Source organism: Achromobacter xylosoxidans (assembly GCF_014490035.1).
Lineage (GTDB): Bacteria > Pseudomonadota > Gammaproteobacteria > Burkholderiales > Burkholderiaceae_B > Achromobacter > Achromobacter bronchisepticus_A.
Genome location: NZ_CP061008.1, coordinates 2232816 through 2252040, shown reverse-complemented (window position 1 = coordinate 2252040; position 19225 = coordinate 2232816). Strand labels below are relative to the sequence as shown.

Below are 19225 nucleotides of genomic sequence, written 5' to 3'. Positions count from 1 at the left end.
GACATGACGAACCTGGAGCAACGCGTCTTCGTCGCCGGCCACCGCGGCATGGTAGGCGCCGCGATCACCCGCGAGCTGCAGCGCCGCGGGTACCGCAACGTGCTGACCCGCGGCCGGGAGGAGCTGGATCTGGAAAACCAGAATCAGGTCAACCGCTTCTTCTCGACCACGCCGGTCGACGTGGTGTACCTGGCCGCCGCCAAGGTCGGCGGCATCCTGGCCAACCAGACGCATCCGGTGGAGTTCCTGTACAAGAACCTGATGATCCAGTGCAACGTGATCCGCGCCGCGTATGCCGCCGGGGTGCGCAAGCTGCTGTTTCTGGGTTCGTCATGCATCTATCCGCGCGAAGCCCCCCAGCCCATCCGCGAGGACGCCTTGCTGACGGGGCCGCTGGAGGCGACCAACGAGCCCTACGCCATCGCCAAGATCGCGGGCCTGAAGCTGTGCGAGGCCTATCAGCGCGAGTTCGGCGCGCGTTTCATCTGCGCCATGCCGACCAATCTGTATGGCCAGCATGACAACTACGACCTGCAAAGCAGCCACGTGCTGCCCGCGCTGATCCGCAAATTCCACGAAGGCCGGGAATCCGGCCAGGAAAGCGTGAGCATCTGGGGTACCGGCGCGCCGCTGCGCGAATTCCTGTATGTGGACGACCTGGCCCAGGCCTGCGTCATGCTGATGGAGCATCCGCAGGCGGAAGGCATCTACAACATCGGCGCCGGGCAGGACATCTCGATCGCCGACCTGGCCAGGCTGGTGGCCCGCGTGGTCGGCTACGAGGGCAACATCGTTTACGACAGCAGCAAGCCCGACGGCACGCCGCGCAAGCTGATGGACTCGGCCCGCATGCAGGCGCTGGGCTGGAAACCGGAGATCTCGCTGACGCATGGCATCACGCTGGCCTACGGCCACTTCCTGCGTGAACGCACCCAGCATGCGCTGCCCGTGGCCTGACGGCCTCGCCAGAACCCATATGCCCACAGGCCCCAGCCATGCTCGGATTCCTCAGGAAACATATCGCCGGCAATGCCTCCTTCTGGGGGCTGGTGGAGTATGGCATCGGGCCGGTCGCGGCGCTGGTGGCCCTGCCCATCCTGTTCCGGCAGCTGGGGACCGTGGGCTTCGGCCAGTACTCCATGATCATCGCCCTGGCCGGCTTCGGCAATGCCGCCAACCTGGGCGCGGCGGTGACGGCGACCAAGCTGGTGTCCGAGCGCATGCACGAGCCCGGCGGCGCCTATCGCGCAGCCGGCGTAAGCATGTCGCTGATCGGCTGCGCGCTCGGGGTCGTGACCCTGGCCGCAGTATTGCTGTGGGCAGTGGTGGGCCTGGGCTGGCCGGCGGCGACCTTCGGCGGCGTGGCGGTGACGATGCTGGCCATGCCCGCGCTGGCCATCTACCTGACGCAGCAATATGACCAGCTGTTCTCCGGCTGCCTGAAGGGGCGCGAAGACTTCCGCGCCACGGCGCTGTGCGAAGTCTTCAGCCGCACCGGCACGATGGGACTGGCTTGCGCCACGGCCTGGCTGACGGCGTCGCCCACCTGGACCGGCCTGGCGCAGGCGCTGGGACTCCTGATCGCGGGCAGCGTGAAGATGCGCGTGTTCGCGCGCACCTATGGCCGCATCCTGGTGCGCCCGGTGCGCGACCGCAGCGCCATGATGGACGCCTTCCGGTTCTCCCGCTGGTCCTGGCTGAACAGCCTGAGCGCCCTGGCCTTCGGCTCGGTGGACCGGGTGCTGGTCGGCAGCCTCATGGGTCCGGCCGCGCTGGCCATCTATACGGTCGGCGTGCAGGTCGGCCAGATCATCCATACCGCCTCGGTCGCCATCTTCCAGAAGGCCATGCCGCGCGTCACCCGCCTGTCGGTTTCGCCCCCCTATCCCGGCGCCGTCGAACGCGAGATCCGCCGCATGATGCTGTGGAACCTGGCGCTGTCGGCCAGCGCCACGCTGGCGGTGCTGGCGGTCAGCCATCCGCTTCTGAACCTGCTGTTGGGAGACAACGTCGCCAGCGGCCATCTGGGCACCTTCCAGTTGCTGATCGTGGCCTCGGGACTGCTGTCCTTGAACGCCGCGGCGCACTTTTCCCTGCTGGGCCTGGGCAATTCGCGTGCCGTCGCCATCCTGAACGGCCTGGGCGGCCTGGCGATGCTGTGCGTCATGGCAGGACTGGTACACGCGGCGGGCGAACACGCCGCGGCATGGGGCCGCTTGGCCTACGCGGCGATCACGCTGGCCGGCGTGGCTCTCGCCATCCGTCAATCCCGCCCAGATTTTCCGGGCGCCTTGCCTGCGGCCACCCGTTAACTCATATGCTGAGGTCCTACATGCGCAAGCGTCATAACGAGTACTCACGTCAGCTCATCGACTTCGTCCGCGAGTTGCGGCCGCCGGCGCCCATCGCCGGCAGCCTGTTGCCGAAAGTGACCATCGTGACCCCCTCGTTCAACCAGGCCCGCTTCCTGGAACGCACCATCCTGTCCGTGCTGAACCAGGGCTATCCGCGGCTGGAGTACATCATCATCGACGGCGGCTCCAGCGACGGCAGCGTGGACATCATCCGCAAGTATGAGCGCTACCTGACGTACTGGGAAAGCACGCCGGACCGCGGCCAGTCGCATGCCATCAACAAGGGCTTCGAACGCGCCACCGGCGACTATGTGGGCTGGCAGAATTCCGACGACCTGTACTTCCCCGGCGCCTTGCGCAAGCTGGGCGCGGCCGCCTCCAAGGGGCGCGCGCCCATCGTCAGCGGCAACCTGTTCGTGGCCGACGCCGACAACCGGATCTTCCGCAAGATCCATTACACGCCGGTCAACCGCGGCACGCTGACGGTGGTGAAGGCGTCCATCCCGAACCAGTCGGCGATCTTTCGCCGCGACCTGTTGCAGAAGTACGGGCTCTTGCAGGAGAGCATGCGCTACTGCATGGACCTGGAGCTGTGGAGCCGGCTGCTGCGCGAAGGCAAGAACCTGATCGTGCCTGACGCCATGGGCGTTTACACCGCCCACGACGAAACCAAGACGGCGCTGATGCAGGACGTGCTGCTCGAGGAACGCGAACAGATCGTCACCCGCATCCGCCGCACGGAGCCGGGCCTGGGCAAGCTGTTCGAACTGTCGTGCCGCGCGTCCAAGGTGGCCGCCCACGCACGCCAGGGAGACCTGTCCTATCTGTTCGAAAAACTGACCACCAAGATTTTCGGACGCGACGACTGGGCTTCGCACTAGCGTCTTTCCACACAGAGAAGAGCCGCAATGACCACGCACCGCCGCCTATCCACCCTGCATCTGCTGGGCATGTTCGCCTTCACGGCGCTGGCCTTGAACGACGACCACTTCGTCCTGGGCGTCGGCAGCTTCAAGCTGTCGCCCTTCGATTTCCTGTTCGTCGCCATGCTGGTGGTCAAGATGTTGAGGCTCGCGGATCCCGCGGCCTATGCGCTGCCCCGCGGCATGCTGGGCATGCTGCTGGGTATCCAGACCGTGTCGGTGATCTATCTGATCCTGGTGTCGCTGCATCATCCGGGCATCGAGACCGGCGACGTGGCGCGGGACCTGCGCATCGTGTTCTATTTCTTGTGCACGCCCTTTCTTTGCTACAAGGATATCGACAGCCCGGCCGCCTACGCGGTGCTGCAGAAGTACATCGTGGCGGCCTGCCTGGCCGTGGCCACGCTGATGCTGGCCGAACAGCTGCAAGGCTTCAGCGTGGCGAATCCGCTGCGCAACGTGCGGCTGGGCGTATGGGCCATCCCGTTCGGCGTGGTGTCGCTGCTGTACTTCCGGCGCACGCTCAACGTTTCCGGACCCAAGGCCTACGCGCTGACGGTCTATATGCTGCTGGCCCTCGTGTTTTCGCTGAACCGCAGCCAATACCTGCAGCTGGCGATCTCGGTGTTCATCGCCGTGCTATTGGGCGCGGGCCCCGAGATCCGGCGCCGCGCCGTGCTGGTCTTTGCGCCGGCGGCAGTCGCCGGGGTGCTGGTCTTCGCCGCGATCGGCTACCTGGACGTGCTCACCAATCGCATCTTCAGCGTCGAGCGCCTGGACGAGGACTCCAGCTATGGCGCACGCGTCCAGGAGATGCAGGGACAAATGGACTTCTTCGCGGAGAGTCCGGTGTTCGGCAAGGGCGCGGGCTTTCGCAGCTGGGTCATGGGCGAGAACGGCTTCGAGCTGAGTACCTTCGCCCACAATTCCTGGGCCTTCTACCTGATGAAGTTCGGCGTGGTCGGCACCTTCATGATCATGCTGCCGCCCGTGCTCATTCTGCTGCTCACGCTGTTCCGACGATATGCGCATCCGGGCCTGGAGCTGCACCGGCGCTACCTGCTGGCCACCGCGCCTATCTATATCTTCATCGACTCGCTTTCCGGCGGCCTGGCGTACGCGCCCAAGACCGCCTTCACCGGGTTCCTGCTGTGCTATTGCCTGTCGCTCATGCGCAATGCCCAGATCATGCCCGTGCCAGAACAAAGAACGACATCCGCCCCCAGCCACCGCCCGGACGTTGCGCGCCGGACGCCAACTAGAGTGATCCCACATGCCTGATGTCTTGTTTGTCGCGCCAGACCTGCACGGCGGCGTAGGAAGATGTGTCGCCTTCATCGTGGATGCCTTGCCGGAACAAGGGGTGGATTCCGCCTTGTTCCTGCTGCGCTCGCGTATCCGCGAGTATCCCGTATCCAATCCGAAGGTAACCCGGGCGCTCCCCGTCAACGAATCTCCGACCGCGCTGCGGCTGATGCTGCCCGTGGCCTTTTTCAAACTGCTCATGCAGATCCGGCGCGACAAGCCCGCCATCGTCTGCTCGCACGGCCTCTTGTGCAACATGCTGGTGGTGGCGGCCAAGAAGCTGCTGCGCGGCAAGTTCGCCACCGTCGCCTTCGAACACAGCAGCCCGGCCATCCATTACGGAGCCTCGCGCATGCGGCGCCTGAAATGCTGGCTGGTCAGCCAGACCTACCGGCGTCACGATGCGGTGGTGGGCGTATCGCGCGGCGTCAAGGAAGACCTGGTCAGCATGTTCCCGCCGCTGCGCGGCAAGGTCCACACCATCTACAACGGCGTGCCGCTGGAAAATGTACGTGCGCAAGGCAGCCGCGGCGGCGACGAATCCGCGCAAGCCGAGCCTTACCATGTCGTGGCCGTGGGCCGGCTCGAAGCGGTGAAGGACTATGCGACGCTGATCGACGCGGCCGCCCTGCTGGACGACCCCGGCATCCGCTTCACCATCCTGGGCGAAGGATCCGAGCACGCCGCCCTGCAAAAGCGCATCGATGAGCGCGGCTCGCGCAGCCCGGTCACCTTGGCCGGCCATATCGACAACCCGTTCCCGGTGATTGCGGGCGCCGGCGCATTCGCCCTGACCTCCCTGCGCGAGAGCTTCGGCAATGTGCTGGTGGAGGCGCTGTGCCTGGGGGTGCCGGTGATATCCACCGACTGTCCCCATGGCCCGGCTGAAATCCTGGATTCCGGCCGCTACGGCCTGCTGGTTCCTGTGGGCGACGCCGCGGCCCTGGCCGAGGCGGTGCGCCGCCTGGCCTATGACGCGGAGACGCGTGAACGGTTTGCCGAGCAAGGCCCGGAACGCGCCGACGCCTTTTCCCTGGAACGGCACTGCCGCAACGTCATCGCCCTCTTCCGCCCGCTGATGCAGCGCGGCACGCCCTGAACAGGACAGCATCATGCAGAAGATACCGGTATCGGTCGTCGTCATGACGAAGAACGAGGAACGCAACATCAACAAGTGCCTGAAGGCGCTGGTCGAATTCGACGAAGTATTCGTGGTGGACTCCAACAGCACCGACGCGACCTGCGCCATGGCGACGGCGCTGGGCGCCAAGGTCTCCAACTTCCAGTGGAACGGCAAGTACCCCAAGAAGAAGCAGTGGTGCCTGGAACAGCTGCCGTTCTCGCATCCGGTGGTGCTGTACGTGGACGCGGACGAGGAGATGACGCCCGCTCTGGCCGCCGAGATACGCGAAGCCCTGCCGCGCTTCGCGGCGGGCGCGGGCGGCGCCTTCGTGCCGTTCGATTACGTGTTCTGCGGCAAGAAGCTGGAACACGGGCACCGCGTCTACAAGCTGGCCCTGTTGGCGCGCGACCGCTCGCGCTTCCTGGACTATGACGACCTGGACGTGGCGCACATGTGGGAGGTCGAAGGCCACTACCAGCCGCAAGTCGAAGGCGAGACCTTCGCCTTGCGCCAGCGCATGGTGCACAACGACCATGATTCGCTGTTCCATTACTTCGACAAGCACAACCGCTATTCCGACTGGGAAGCGAACCTGCGCACCAAAGGCCTGATGAACGATCCGCGCGAGGCCAACGTGGGCGCGCGCGCCCTGCTCAAGCGCATCTTCCAGGCCATGCCGTTCAAGGCGCCCATCTCGTTCCTGCATTCCTATGTGTTCCGCCTGGGCTTCCTTGACGGCAAGGCGGGCTACGACTACGCGGTGGCGCGCGCCATGTACTACTGGCAGATCCGCATCAAGACCGAGGAAATCCAGAAGGCGCGGCAGGCCAGCGCCGCCGCCGCGCGCGACGACGCCGTGGCGGGAGCCGCCAAATGAGCGCCCTGCAACAGCTCGACCGTTTTGCGCTGGCGCCCGGCCAGCGCGGCCGCTCCGCCCTGACGGTGCAGCTCTGGTGGACGGTGCAGGCGACGCTGTTCCGCTGGTCGCCGCAGGTCGCCTATGGCTTTCGCCGCTGGCTGCTGCGCTGCTTCGGCGCGCGGGTCGGCCGCAAGGTCCTGATCCGGCCCACCGCCACCGTGACCTATCCCTGGAAGGTCGAAATCGGCGACTACGCCTGGATCGGCGACGACGCGGTCATCTACAGCCTGGGACCCATCCATATCGGCGCCCACGCCGTGGTGTCGCAACGCAGCTACCTGTGCGCCGCCGACCACGATGCGGGGCAACCCGATTTCCCCTTGCGCGAACGCGCCGTGCGCATCGAGGACGGCGCGTGGGTGGCGACCGACGTGTTCATCGGCCCCGGCGTGACCGTCGGACGTGAAGCCGTGATCGGCGCGCGCAGCTCGGTATTCCGCAACATGCCGCCCGCCATGGTGTGCCACGGCAACCCATGCCGCCCGGTACGCCCGCGCCAGGCTGGCCCGGCATGAAAATCCTCATCTACGGCATCAACTACGCGCCTGAACTCACAGGTATCGGCAAATACAGCGCCGAACTGGCCGAATGGCTGGCTGCGCGCGGCCACGACGTCAGCGTGGTGACGGCCCCGCCCTACTATCCGCAGTGGCAGGTGCACGATGGCTATCGCGCCGGCCGCTACCGCAAGGAAGTCCTGCGCGGCGTCACCGTACGCCGCGCGCCGCTCTGGGTTCCCGAACGGCCGGGCGGCCTCAAGCGCCTGATCCACCTGGCCAGCTTCGCCCTGTCCAGCCTGCCCTCGCTGTTGCGCGCGGCCGCGGGACGGCCGGACATCATCCTGGTGGTGGAACCCGCGCTATTCTGCGCACCCGCCGCCTGGCTGGCGGCGCGGCTTTGCGGCGCCCGCGCCTGGCTGCACATCCAAGACTATGAAGTGGACGCCGCGTTCGAGCTGGGGCTGCTCAAGGGCGCCGGCCTGCGCGCCATGGTGCTCAGGGCCGAACGCTGGCTGATGCGCCGCTTCGACCGCGTGTCCACCATTTCCAACCGCATGCTGGACCTGGCGCGGGCCAAGGGCGTGGACCCGGGCCGCGCCGTGCTGCTGCCCAACTGGATCGACGTCGATGCGATCGCGCCGCGCGCCGGCGGCGGCGACTACCGCGCCGAGCTGGGCATTCCTCACGACGCCATCGTTGCGCTTTATTCAGGCAACATGGGCGGCAAGCAGGGCTTGCAGACGCTGGCCGACGTGGCCCGCAGACTCAGCCGCGAGACGCGCCTGTGGTTCGTCTTCTGCGGCCAGGGACCCGAACGCGCGCCGCTGCAGCAGCAATGCGAGGGCCTGGCCCGCGTCGTCTTCCTGGACCTGCAGCCGGCCGAACGCCTGGGCGAACTGCTCAACACCGCCGACATCCATCTGCTGCCGCAACGCGCCGGCGCCGCCGACCTGGTGATGCCGTCCAAGCTGACCGGCATGCTGGCCAGCGGCCGGCCCGTGGTGTGCGGCGCCGCGCCCGGCACCGAGCTGGCCGGCGTGGTCGCGCGCTGCGGCCTGCTGACGCCGCCGGAAGACGGCGCCGCCATGGCCGAGGCGGTGCGCAAGCTCAGCTACAACGCGCAGATCCGCGAAACCCTGGGCGCCGCGGCGCGCCAGTACGCGCAGACGCATCTGCACGTCGACAGCGTGCTGGCTGCGGCGGAACAGGAATTCGAAGCGCTGGTTGCGGCCAAGGGCAAGCATGCGGCCCGCGGCGCGGGCGTTTGAACGGCCGAACGACCGCACAAGCCTTTCGCATCTGCCGCGTGCAAGCCGTCAACGCTGCGACGCGTTCAATTTTCCTTGGGCGGTTGGCGATGGGTTACGCGCGCTCGAGACCAACGCTCTTGCATCGGATCTCTCGCGCCTAACCCATCCTACGCATCGGGATCATGCTTGGCGGCCGTTGCGCCGTTGCCGCTTCTGACCAGTCCCATCTGCACGGCGATATAGGCCGCCTCGGCCTGGTTGCGCGCGTTCAGTTTCCAGTACAGCGTGCGCGCATGGCTCTTCACCGTGGCCACCGATATGCCGACCTGCTGGCCGATCTCGCGCATGGTCTTGCCCTGCACCAGCAACTGCAGGATCTCTTCCTGCCGTTGGGTCAGTTCCCTCAGCTCCTGGGTTGGCGGATGCGAGGCGCCCTGAGGTCGGGCCGCGGGCTGCGGATAGCATTCGCCGCCCGCCATGACGAGGCTGACCGCGGCCGCCAGCGCATCGGGGCTGGAGGCCTTGGGCATGTAGCCCGCGACGCCCGCCCGCGCGCACGCCGCCATGACGCCCGGGTCCAGTACCGAATAAAGCACCAGCACCAGCCGCGGCATGAAGAACGCCATCGATTGGGACAGGAGCCCGACGTCCTGCTCGGCCAGGCCGCTGCAACCCATCACCAGCAGCTCCACTGGGCGATTGATCGAACTGGACATGGTGAGCAATTGGGCTGGCGAGATGGCCAGAATATCGTCGGTGTTCCGCGCACGCTCCAGCACATGCTGGATCGCGACACGGAGCAGAGCGTAGTCTTCGATCAGTACGGTTGTCATCCCGGGGGGAACCTTGTGACGCATGGCCCATACACGGTTCCCATGACGCTGGCGCATCATTGCTGCAACGGCAGGCTGCTGGCGTCACCGACCTCACGGGAATCTCGTCCGCGGCACGGAATCGCGATGGCGAGGCGGAGTGGTTCGCCCTCTCGATCCAGTCTTGCGGACACAACCCATGCTATCAGCGGCTACGTTCGCTGAATCTCGTTCAGGAGGATGATTGGTGGAGGAATGCAGCAGCACTGCGACCGCGGATACTGCTGTGTAAGAATTAGCCATGACGGCTATGCGCATACCCGGCAGCAATGGAACGCTTGCGTTCCAGGCTGCCGGGCAGGCAGCGCAACCACGGCCGCGCTACCCGAGCTTGCGCCCATAGAGCTGCCCGGCGTCCACATCCCTGCCATTGGGCTCATGCCATTCCAAGGTCGCGCCACGCTGCAGCGCTGCGTACACGGCTTCGCCCTTGTTCTTGACATGCAAGCGCTGGTAAAGCGTGCATGCATGCGTCTTGGCCGTTGCCACCGAAATGTTCAACATCCTGCTGACGGTCTTGATCGGATAACCGCGCGCCAGCAACACCAGCACCTCGTATTGCCGCGGCGTGATCTGCAGCAGCTGCGCGCCGGCGCTGACGGGCATGGAACCCTTGCTGGCGGCGGCATCGTCGGCTTCCCGGGCCGGCAAGGCGCAGACCGTTTGCGCGGGAGCCTGCAACGCCTGTTCGCTGGGGAAGCACTGCCCGCCCGCCATGACCAGGCGGATGGCCGCTTCAAGGATCTCCACCGAGGCCGTCTTCATCAGGCAGCCGTAGACGCTTGCCCCGGGCAGGCCCTGCACCGGCATGGGCAGGGGCATGACGTCCGTCAGAAGCAGGATCCGCTTGGGCGTGAGCACGCGCTGGATTTCATGCAGCGCGCTCCATGCTTCGTCGGTATCCACCGGCAATCCGTAGATCAACAGGTCGGCGCCCGCGTGCACGCCGTCCGCCTTGGAGATGTCAGCCAAACCCATCCCCTCGATTTCCCACACATCATCCAACTTGCTCAGAATCTGCCACAACCCCAACCGCAGGAGCGGATGGGCTTCAATCAGGACCATCTTGGCCATGGTGTCCTCCCGGTTTTTCGACGGGCCTAGAAGGGATCTTCGCTGTGCTGAAGACTATTTTTTTTCCAACCCCGCGGTGCGAGTCCGCAATATTCCGGAATATCTAATGAAGCTGAACCGGAGCATTTGGGCTGGGAGACTTTGGTAGCCAACATAACGGATGGCATGGACCCATCTTATGGTTCGAAATTGTCAAAATCAAGACGTTTCGGCTCGATATAATCCGACAAAAACAGAAATCATTCGTTAGCCTTAATCATCATCGTAAATCCGGACGAGACGCGCATCTCATCCATTCCGGCGCTAGGGTTTTCACCAGGAATTCCCCATGAGGAGCTTGCGCTTTCCCTATGGAAGATGCAGGACGGACGTGGCTTCCAGGCTAAGGCAGGCCGATGTTACAGCCGTAAAAAAGCCGCGCCGCGGCATCCGCCGGGCGCGGCCTGGAAGTTCCGGAACCAGGACAATAACTGTCTATATGTTTCCGCGGACACATCAAGCCCGTGCGTCTTTCTCGTAATCGAAATATAGGTAACATTTTTATTTTTGCGTTTCCGGAACGATTTACTCCATATAGGCGAAGTCAAATACCGTATGCCCGCCCTGATGATGCCAATGGTGCATCGAAGCATGGCGTTTTCTCAGGAAACTTGCGTAGTGGATTTCGCCGTCCGTTTCCACGTAGGTGGATGGCGTTAGTTCCTCGATCCGGTTCAGCGACACGCCCTTGCCGTAGTGGCAGAAGCCCTGGTACTGAGCACAGCGGATCACCTCTCCGCCAGGCGACACAACGATTCCGGCGTTGCGCGCCCGCATCGGGTTGCGCACGATGGGGTTGCAGGCATGCGGCGTCCACTCGGTCGAGCGCGGCGAATCCGAAAAGAAAGCGAATAATTCGTCGCAATGGCTTTGACCGTCGGTCCGGTCAATATTAGTTAATAACCACCAGTATTCGCCGTGCTTGAAAATAATGGTATCGACGGCGGATATATTCGTCATCAAATTTACATCAAGCTCCCACTTAAGCGGAAAATCGGTGCATTTCCAGAGTTCAATACTACGATTTCCGCAAGTCTCCGGCACCATGTAGGTGACGCCTTCGTGCTCGAATATATAGGGAAATGACAGGTGGTAGGGCAGGTTCAAGGCCGTCCCCAACAGGCGGAAAGCCCCGTCGGAGTAGGTCGCGACCGAGATCGTGCCCTTGCGGGAAGTAAAATCGTAATCCTCGAAAAATATATACGGCTTTTTATCCTGGGTATATACGAACGGATCCGCAAAAAATCTGCCCTTGGGTGGCTGCAACACCATGGCCTCGGATACCACCGCCTGCTGCCGCGCAGAGGGAAACATGCCGATCCGCCAGCGCACATTGCGTTTCATGACGCGGCGCACAATCAAATCCGACATTAACCAGGCCTGACGCGCAATATATGCGGCGCTATCCCATTCCACCGGATCATCGCGCCGCAAGCCGCTCATGATCTGCATGCTCGGCGGCGCAACGCCTTGCTTGACGCGCGCCAGCGTCTGCAGCGCGTCGTACACCATGAAATTCCCCAGGCTGAACGCGCGCGCCTGATTCTTCAACCAGAACACTTCGGTGTTGAAACTGCGCTGGTCCAGCAGTTCGTCCTGGTCCTCTCGCGGTCCGACGCGCCAGAGTTTCACCGTGGTGTGATCTTCGCGCTGATAGACCTCCCAGAAGCCGGCATAGCGGCTGGTCGCCACCGCAATATCCGAATAGCTCAGCTGCCATACCCCCAGCCGCGTCCAGCCCGCCATTTGTTCACGCGTGGCCGGCGATGCGCCCAGCGTGATGACCAGGTCCAGGCCCAGCGCCGCGACCTGCCCCTGCATCTCGTCCGCGGACATGCCAGGCGCCAGCGACAGGACAGCGGCCGTATCCTGCGGCACGCTTTCCCGCATGTCGCGGCACGCAAGCGCCTGCCGCTGCTTTGCCGGCAACAGCCGCGCTTCCAGACGCGACAGGGCGCCAAACAGGGCGCGCACGCCCAGGCGGGGCGCTTTCTCGCCGCCCTCCTCGCTTATCACCAGCAAAGCAGCGACTTCAAAATCCTGGCTATGCCTGAGCCAATCCACCATCTCATGCATCCAACCGGGTTGCTCGTACCCGTCAACCAGCAGTCCCACTCTGTAGGTTTTCATTTCTCCTGCTCCTGTGCCAGGGCTGATCGGCCTTCCGTCCGGTAGGGCGAACGGGCTAGCCATTGCGTATTCAGGGGCGCGACAGAATCAACTCCTCGCGCTGATACTGCGGGGTTTTGCGCCTCCGTTCCAGACCACATTCATCCTAGGTCGGCAGTCCGAGGACGAATGGCTCAGGATCATGCGCAAACACTAGGAAATCGTTACTCCCTCCGCATGAGATTTGTCATCCCTCTGGCGGAGGCTGGCGAAAATCCGGTCGGTCCTGAACGCTGGAATCGCGCGCCGGTAGTGGTAAACCCTATTGGGGATAGCCGAGGCTCGCGTCTCAACCATCTCTCACGCATAATTGTTTTTAAACAAACGTTTGAATTCAACCTTATGCAAGAAATCAGACCATCCCTCACCCGTGAGTCCATCCTGGACACCGCCGAGGCCTTGTTTGCCCAGCAGGGACACGATGGCACCTCGATGCGCCAGATCACCGCGGCCGCCGGCGTCAATCTGGCGTCGGTCAACTACCACTTCGGCTCCAAGGAGTCACTCGTGCAGGCGGTGCTCAAACGCCGCCTGGAAGTGCTGAACCGCGAGCGCTTGCGACTTTTGGATGAACTGGAGACGCAAGCCGAAGGCAGGCCCCTGAAGCCGTCGCAGATCGTGGATGCCTTCTTCGGCACGTTGCTGCGCCTGGCGGCGGATCCCGCGCAGGCGGGCAGCACCTTCCTGCCGCTGCTAGAACGCACCATGACCGACCCCTCCGATTTCATCCGCGCGCTGTTCGCGGAGGAGTACGCGGACGTGCTGGAGCGCTACCGCAACGCGCTGTTCGCGGCCCTGCCCGACGTACCCCGCGCGGAAATCATGTGGCGCTTCCAGTTCATGCTGGGCGCCACCTCGTACGCCATCATCGGCACCGACCTGTTGCGCTCGGTCACGGGCTGGACCATAGACGACGCCGAGCAACCGGATAACCCCAACCTGCTGCTGCCGCGCCTGATGAGCTTTCTGCTCGGCGGCCTGCGCTCGCCCCTGCCGCACGTGCCCTGAGCGCCACGCGCCCGCAGACGGAACAGAACCTCCACGGAGACAAGAAAATGCACGCAGTCATCTACGCTCTGGTCATCGTCGCGCTCCTGGCGGCGGTCTTGCTGGGCGTGCGTCCGATCCGCCGCGCCCTGTTGTCGGCGCCGATCTTCAATCTGTACCGCAAGGTGCTGCCGCAGATGTCGGACACCGAGCGCGATGCGCTGGAGGCCGGTACGGTGTGGTGGGAAGGCGAGCTGTTCCGCGGCCGGCCCGACTGGAGCCGCCTGCTGGCCTATCCCCGCCCGCGCCTGAGCGATGACGAGCAGCGTTTCCTCGACGTCCAGGCCGAAGAGGCCTGCCGCATGGTCAATGACTGGCATGTCACCCAGGAAAGCCACGACCTGCCGGCAGAGGTCTGGAGCTACCTGAAGACCCAGGGTTTCCTGGGCATGATCATTCCCAAGCAATATGGGGGCCTGGGGTTCTCGGCCTATGCCCATTCCGAAATCGTGACCAAGCTGTCCACGCGCTCGTCGGCGCTGGCGGTCTCGGTCATGGTGCCCAACTCGCTCGGCCCGGCCGAGCTGCTGCTGCATTACGGCACCGACGAGCAGAAGAACCACTACCTGCCGCGCCTGGCGCGCGGCGAGGAAGTACCCGCCTTCGCGCTGACCAGCCCCTGGGCCGGCTCCGACGCCGCGGCCATCCCCGACAGCGGCATCGTCTGCAAGGGCGAATGGCAAGGCCGCGAAGTGATAGGCATGAGGGTCACCTGGGACAAGCGCTACATCACCCTGGCGCCTGTATGCACCCTGCTGGGCCTGGCGTTCCGCCTGTACGATCCCGACGGCCTGCTGGGCGGCGCGAAAGACCTGGGCATCACCTGCGCGCTGGTGCCGCACGACCATCCGGGCGTGGACACCGGCCGCCGCCATTTCCCGCTGAACGCCATGTTCATGAATGGCCCCACGCGCGGCGCGGACGTCTTCATGCCGCTGGATTTCATCATCGGCGGCCCGGCCATGGCGGGCCAGGGCTGGCGCATGCTGATGGAATGCCTGGCGGCGGGACGCTCGATCTCGCTGCCCTCTTCCAACACCGGCATGTCCAAGCTGACGACGCGGGCGGTGGGTGGCTATGCGCGCGTGCGCAGCCAGTTCCGCACGCCCGTCGGCAAGTTCGAAGGCGTGGAGGAAGCGCTGGCGCGCATCGGCGGCAACACCTACATGATGGACGCCGCGCGCAGCATGACGGCGGGCGCCGTGGACCTGGGCGAGAAACCCTCGGTCGTGTCCGCCATCGTCAAGTACCACGTGACCGAACGGGCGCGCCAGGTCGTCAACGACGGCATGGACGTCATCGGCGGCAAGGGCATCTGCCTGGGGCCGTCCAACTTCCTGGGCCGCGCCTACCAGCAGATTCCGATCGGCATCACGGTGGAAGGGGCCAACATCCTCACGCGCAGCCTGATCATCTTCGGCCAGGGCGCGATCCGCTGCCATCCCTACGTGCTGGCTGAAATGCAGGCCGCGCAATCGCCCGACCGCAAGCGCGGCCTGGATGATTTCGACCGCGCCTTCTGGGGCCACGTGGGCTTCGTCGCAAAGAACAAGCTGCGCGCCCTGGGCACCGCCCTCACCGGCGCGCGTTTCGTCGGCGTCAACGCCGACGTCGCGCCGGAAATGAAGCGCTACTACCAATTGCTCAGCCGCTACAGCGCCGCCTTCGCGCTGCTGGCCGACACCTCGATGCTGGTGCTGGGCGGCAGCCTCAAGCGCCGCGAGCGCCTGTCGGCGCGCCTGGGCGACGTGCTGTCGCAGATGTACCTGATCAGCGCCACGCTCAAGCGCTTCGAAGACGAAGGCCGCCAGGCGGCCGACGCGCCGCTGGCGCACTGGTCCATCCAGGATGCGTTGTACAAGCTGCAGGAAGCCATCGAAGGCGTGCTGGAAAACTACCCCAACCGTTTCGTCGCCTGGAGCCTGCGCCGCCTGGTCTTGCCTTGGGGCCGCACGCAAGCCCTGCCCTCGGACCAGCTGGGCCAGGACGTTGCGCGGCTGCTGATCAACCCAAGCGCGACGCGCGACCGCCTGACCGCCGGCTGCCACCTGCCCGCGACCGAGGCCGAACCGGTGGGCGCAATCGAGCTGGCGCTGGCCGCCACGCTGGACGCCGAGCCCATCGAAGCCAAGATCCGCGAACTTGAAAAGCGCGGCGCGCTTGACGGCAATCCGCAGGCCAACGTGCGCGACATCGCCGATGCCGCCTTCGCCATCGGCGGCATCACCGCCGAAGAATACGCAGTGGTGAAACGCCGCAACCGCTTGCGCGACACGGTGGTGAAAGTGGATGATTTCGCCTTTGACTTGCGCGCCGCGGACCAGGGCAGCCCCGCAGCCGAACGCAGGGCCGCCTGAACGCAGGGCCGCCTGAAAGGAGAAATCGGATGGCATTCAAACCGGTTTACGTCGTCGACGGCACCCGCACGCCTTTCCTGAAGGCGCGCACCGGCCCGGGTCCCTTCTCCGCCGGCGATCTGGCCGTGCAGGCGGGCCGCGCGCTGCTGCTGCGCCAGCCTTATGCGCCCACCGACCTGGACGAGGTCATCGTGGGCTGCGCCGCGCCTTCGCCTGACGAAGTGAACATCGGCCGAGTGATCGCGCTGCGCCTGGGCTGCGGCAACAAGGTGCCGGGCTGGACCGTCATGCGCAATTGCGCCTCGGGCATGCAGGCGCTGGATTCCGCAGTGGCCAACATCCAGTCCGGCCGTTCGGAACTGGTGCTGGCCGGCGGCACGGACGCGCTGTCGCGCGCGCCGGTGCTGTATTCGGACGAGATGGTGCGTTGGCTGGCCAGCTGGTATGCCGCGCGCGGCGCAGGCGCCAAGCTCGCGGCGCTGGGCCGCTTCCGGCTGCGCAACCTCGCCCCCGTCATCGGTCTGCTCAAGGGCCTGACCGATCCAGTGGTCGGCCTGTCCATGGGGCAGACCGCCGAGAACGTCGCCACCCGCTTCGGCATCGACCGCGCCGCCATGGACGCCTATGCGGCGCAAAGCCACGCGCGCGCGCTGGCGGCCCGCGCGGTCGGCGCGCTGGGCGAGATCTCGCCGCTGATCGACACGCAGGGCAAGCTGTACCCCGACGACGACGGCGTGCGCGATGATTCCACGCCCGAGAAGCTCGCCAAGCTCAAGCCCGTTTTCGACAAGCCCTGGGGCAACATCACCGCGGGCAACAGCTCGCAAGTGACCGACGGCGCCGCCATGCTGGTCCTCGCTTCCGAGGAAGCGGTGCGCAAATGGAACCTGCGGCCGCTGGGCCGCATCGTCGACAGCCAATGGGCCGGCCTCGATCCCGCGCAGATGGGCCTGGGGCCGGTGCACGCGGCCACGCCGATCATGCAGCGCCACGGCCTGGGCCTCAATGACCTGGACTTGTGGGAAATCAACGAGGCCTTCGCCGCCCAGGTGTTAGGCTGCCTGGCGGCCTGGCGCGACGATGCCTATTGCCAGGAGCACTTCGGCACGCCGGCCTGGGGCGACCTCGACCCGGCCCGGCTCAACGTCGACGGCGGCGCGATCGCCATCGGCCATCCCGTGGGCGCTTCCGGCGCCCGCATCGTGCTGCACCTGCTGGCGGCCCTGAAGCGCCGCGGCGCCAGGCGCGGCATGGCGGCCATCTGCATCGGCGGCGGCCAAGGCGGCGCGATGCTGGTCGAAACCCTGGACGAGGATCGCTCATGACGACTATCGACACGCTGGCGCACTGGCGCCTGGAGCGCGATGCCGACGGCCTGGCCTGGCTGACCTTCGACCGCGCCGGCAGCGCGGTCAACGCCTTGTCCGCCGACGCCATGAGCGAACTTGCGGTGGTGCTGGACGCGCTGGACGCGGCCCCGCCCACGGGCCTGGTCATCCGCTCCGGCAAGGCCACGGGCTTCGTCGTGGGCGCCGACGTCAACGAGTTCGCCAGCCTGGACACGCCCGAACAGGCGCGCGCGCTGGTGGCACGCGGCTGGGACCTGTTCAACCGCCTGGCCGCGGTGCGCTACCCCACGCTGGCCCTGATCCAGGGCCACTGCCTGGGTGGCGGCCTCGAACTGGCGCTGGCCTGCCGCTACCGCCTGGTGGCGGACCAACCGGGGACTTCACTGGCCTTGCCCGAGGTCATGCTCGGCATCTTTCCCGGCTGGGGCGGCATGCTGCGCCTGCCGCGGCTGATCGGCGCGCCTGCCGCGCTGGACATGATGCTGACCGGCCGCGGCGCCGACGCGCGCCGCGCCGCCGCGCTGGGCCTGGCGGACGCGCGCGTGCCGCCTCGCCTGCTGCTGGCGGCCGCGCGCCAGACCGTGCTGTCGCGCAAGGCGCCCCGGCGCGCGCGCGGCTTCGGGGCCTGGGCCAACCGCTGGCCGCTCAAGGCCATCGTCGCCAACCGCGCCCGTAAGCAGATCGCGGCCAAGGATCCCCTGGGCCACTATCCGGCCGCGCCCGCCATCGTCGAGATCTGGGAAAAGCACGGCGGCAACGCCTTGCAGGCGCCCGCGCTGATCGAGCGCATCATTTCCTCCGACACCGCCCGCAATCTGCTGCGGGTGTTCCGCCTGCAGGAACGGCTGAAGGCCAACGGCAAGCAGGCCGGCATTGTGCCCGCGCGCCACGTGCACGTGGTCGGCGCCGGCGTGATGGGCGGCGACATCGCGGCTTGGTGTGCGCTCAAGGGCATGACGGTCACCTTGCAGGACCAGGACATGGCGCGCATCGCGCCCGCCATCAAGCGCGCTGCCCAGCTGTTCTCGCGCCGCCTGAAGGATCCGCGGCTCGCGCGCGCGGCGTTCGACCGCCTGGTGCCGGATCCCGCAGGCGGCGGCGTGCCGCTGGCCGACATCGTCATCGAAGCCATCAGCGAACAGCCCGAAGCCAAACGCGCGCTCTACCGCTCGCTGGAGCCGCGCATGAAGGCCGATGCGCTGCTCGCCACCAACACCTCCAGCCTGTCGCTGGAAACCTTGCGCGCGGACCTGGCGCAGCCCCAACGGCTGGTCGGCATCCACTTCTTCAATCCCGTGGCCAAGATGCCGCTGGTGGAGGTCGTGCACGCCGACGGCGACGCGGGCGAGACGCAGGCCCGAGCCTGCGCCTTCGTCGGCCAGATCGACAAGCTGGCGCTGCCGGTCAAGAGCGCACCGGGCTTCCTGGTCAACGCCGTGCTGGCGCCCTACATGCTGCAGGCCATGCGCGGCGTGGACGAAGGCCTGGCGCCCGAAGCCGTGGACGCGGCCATGGTGGCATTCGGCATGCCGATGGGGCCGTTGGAGCTGGCCGATACCGTGGGGCTGGACATCGCTCGCGCGGCAGGCGCGGAACTTGCTGGCGGCGCCGAGCCGCCGCGCTGCCTGGCCGAGCGCCTGGCGCGCGGCGACCTGGGCAAGAAGAGCGGCCGCGGCTTCTACGTCTGGCGCGACGGCAAGCCGGTCAAGGGCGCCAGCCAATCCGGCGCGCCCGCCGGCCTGGCGCAGCGCCTGATACAACCGCTGATCGACGCCACGCGCCAGCGCGTGGACGCAGGCATCGTCGCCGACGCCGACCTGGCCGACGCGGGCGTGATTTTCGGAACGGGGTTCGCGCCATTCACGGGCGGCCCCTTGCATTACCAAAGCAGTAACGCGTTGCAAAGTATAAGACCGGCTGAGGCCGATTAGGACCTGTACACCC

The 19225-nt window shown here is 66.0% G+C and carries 15 protein-coding genes; 12 read left to right on the top strand and 3 right to left on the bottom strand.

Annotated features, from left to right (window positions below; genetic code table 11):
- Nucleotides 1-3: 3 nt before the first annotated feature.
- The 8 genes from IAG39_RS10620 to IAG39_RS10585 are packed head-to-tail and all read left to right on the top strand — an operon-like array spanning nucleotide 4 to nucleotide 8392.
- Nucleotides 4-957 carry a GDP-L-fucose synthase family protein gene (locus IAG39_RS10620; protein WP_054453071.1) on the top strand — a complete coding sequence of 318 codons (954 nt, stop codon included), beginning with the start codon at nucleotides 4-6 and terminating at the stop codon, nucleotides 955-957.
- A gap of 38 nt (nucleotides 958-995) precedes the next feature.
- Nucleotides 996-2312, top strand: coding sequence for an oligosaccharide flippase family protein (locus IAG39_RS10615; protein ID WP_118933838.1), 1317 nt, complete (start codon nucleotides 996-998; stop codon nucleotides 2310-2312).
- Nucleotides 2313-2332: 20 nt separating this feature from the next.
- Entirely contained in the window at nucleotides 2333-3235 is a 903-nt protein-coding gene (locus IAG39_RS10610) for a glycosyltransferase family 2 protein (protein ID WP_118933847.1), read from the top strand.
- A gap of 27 nt (nucleotides 3236-3262) precedes the next feature.
- A complete protein-coding gene (locus IAG39_RS10605) occupies nucleotides 3263-4558 on the top strand; it encodes an O-antigen ligase family protein (RefSeq protein ID WP_118933839.1) in 1296 nt (431 codons plus the stop codon).
- The gene (locus tag IAG39_RS10600; protein ID WP_118933840.1) at nucleotides 4551-5681 is read left to right on the top strand and encodes a glycosyltransferase; all 1131 of its coding nucleotides are present in this window, start codon (nucleotides 4551-4553) and stop codon (nucleotides 5679-5681) included. Before IAG39_RS10605 ends, IAG39_RS10600 begins: the two co-directional genes overlap by 8 nt.
- A 13-nt stretch (nucleotides 5682-5694) precedes the next feature.
- Nucleotides 5695-6582 (top strand): glycosyltransferase family 2 protein, encoded by an 888-nt coding sequence (locus tag IAG39_RS10595; RefSeq protein WP_059372178.1) that lies wholly within the window; start codon nucleotides 5695-5697, stop codon nucleotides 6580-6582.
- Nucleotides 6579-7139 carry a putative colanic acid biosynthesis acetyltransferase gene (locus IAG39_RS10590; protein ID WP_059372172.1) on the top strand — a complete coding sequence of 187 codons (561 nt, stop codon included), beginning with the start codon at nucleotides 6579-6581 and terminating at the stop codon, nucleotides 7137-7139. Before IAG39_RS10595 ends, IAG39_RS10590 begins: the two co-directional genes overlap by 4 nt.
- Nucleotides 7136-8392, top strand: a complete 1257-nt coding sequence (locus tag IAG39_RS10585) for a glycosyltransferase WbuB (RefSeq protein WP_059372821.1) — start codon at nucleotides 7136-7138, stop codon at nucleotides 8390-8392. Before IAG39_RS10590 ends, IAG39_RS10585 begins: the two co-directional genes overlap by 4 nt.
- A 149-nt stretch (nucleotides 8393-8541) precedes the next feature.
- On the opposite strand, the gene IAG39_RS10580 is transcribed toward IAG39_RS10585, so the two are convergent.
- From IAG39_RS10580 to IAG39_RS10570, 3 genes are all read right to left on the bottom strand, one after another.
- Nucleotides 8542-9207: a response regulator transcription factor gene (locus IAG39_RS10580; RefSeq protein ID WP_059372171.1), complete on the bottom strand. Its 666-nt coding sequence runs from the start codon at nucleotides 9205-9207 to the stop codon at nucleotides 8542-8544.
- A gap of 360 nt (nucleotides 9208-9567) precedes the next feature.
- Nucleotides 9568-10320, bottom strand: coding sequence for a response regulator transcription factor (locus tag IAG39_RS10575; protein WP_059372168.1), 753 nt, complete (start codon nucleotides 10318-10320; stop codon nucleotides 9568-9570).
- Between the two features lie 564 nt (nucleotides 10321-10884).
- Nucleotides 10885-12489, bottom strand: coding sequence for a hypothetical protein (locus tag IAG39_RS10570; RefSeq protein WP_118933841.1), 1605 nt, complete (start codon nucleotides 12487-12489; stop codon nucleotides 10885-10887).
- A 381-nt stretch (nucleotides 12490-12870) separates the two neighbouring features.
- On the opposite strand from IAG39_RS10570, the gene IAG39_RS10565 reads away from it, so the two are divergent.
- From IAG39_RS10565 to IAG39_RS10550, 4 genes are read left to right on the top strand one after another with little or no spacing between them, the layout of a single operon-like run.
- Complete coding sequence (locus IAG39_RS10565) at nucleotides 12871-13536, top strand: TetR/AcrR family transcriptional regulator (protein ID WP_059372165.1); 666 nt, start codon at nucleotides 12871-12873, stop codon at nucleotides 13534-13536.
- Between the two features lie 47 nt (nucleotides 13537-13583).
- Complete coding sequence (locus IAG39_RS10560; protein ID WP_118933842.1) at nucleotides 13584-15932, top strand: acyl-CoA dehydrogenase; 2349 nt, start codon at nucleotides 13584-13586, stop codon at nucleotides 15930-15932.
- A gap of 29 nt (nucleotides 15933-15961) precedes the next feature.
- Nucleotides 15962-17257 (top strand): acetyl-CoA C-acetyltransferase, encoded by a 1296-nt coding sequence (locus IAG39_RS10555; RefSeq protein WP_118933843.1) that lies wholly within the window; start codon nucleotides 15962-15964, stop codon nucleotides 17255-17257.
- Nucleotides 17254-19212, top strand: coding sequence for a 3-hydroxyacyl-CoA dehydrogenase NAD-binding domain-containing protein (locus IAG39_RS10550; protein ID WP_187774094.1), 1959 nt, complete (start codon nucleotides 17254-17256; stop codon nucleotides 19210-19212). The genes IAG39_RS10555 and IAG39_RS10550 overlap by 4 nt, the downstream gene beginning before the upstream one ends.
- The last annotated feature ends 13 nt before the right edge of the window (nucleotides 19213-19225 follow it).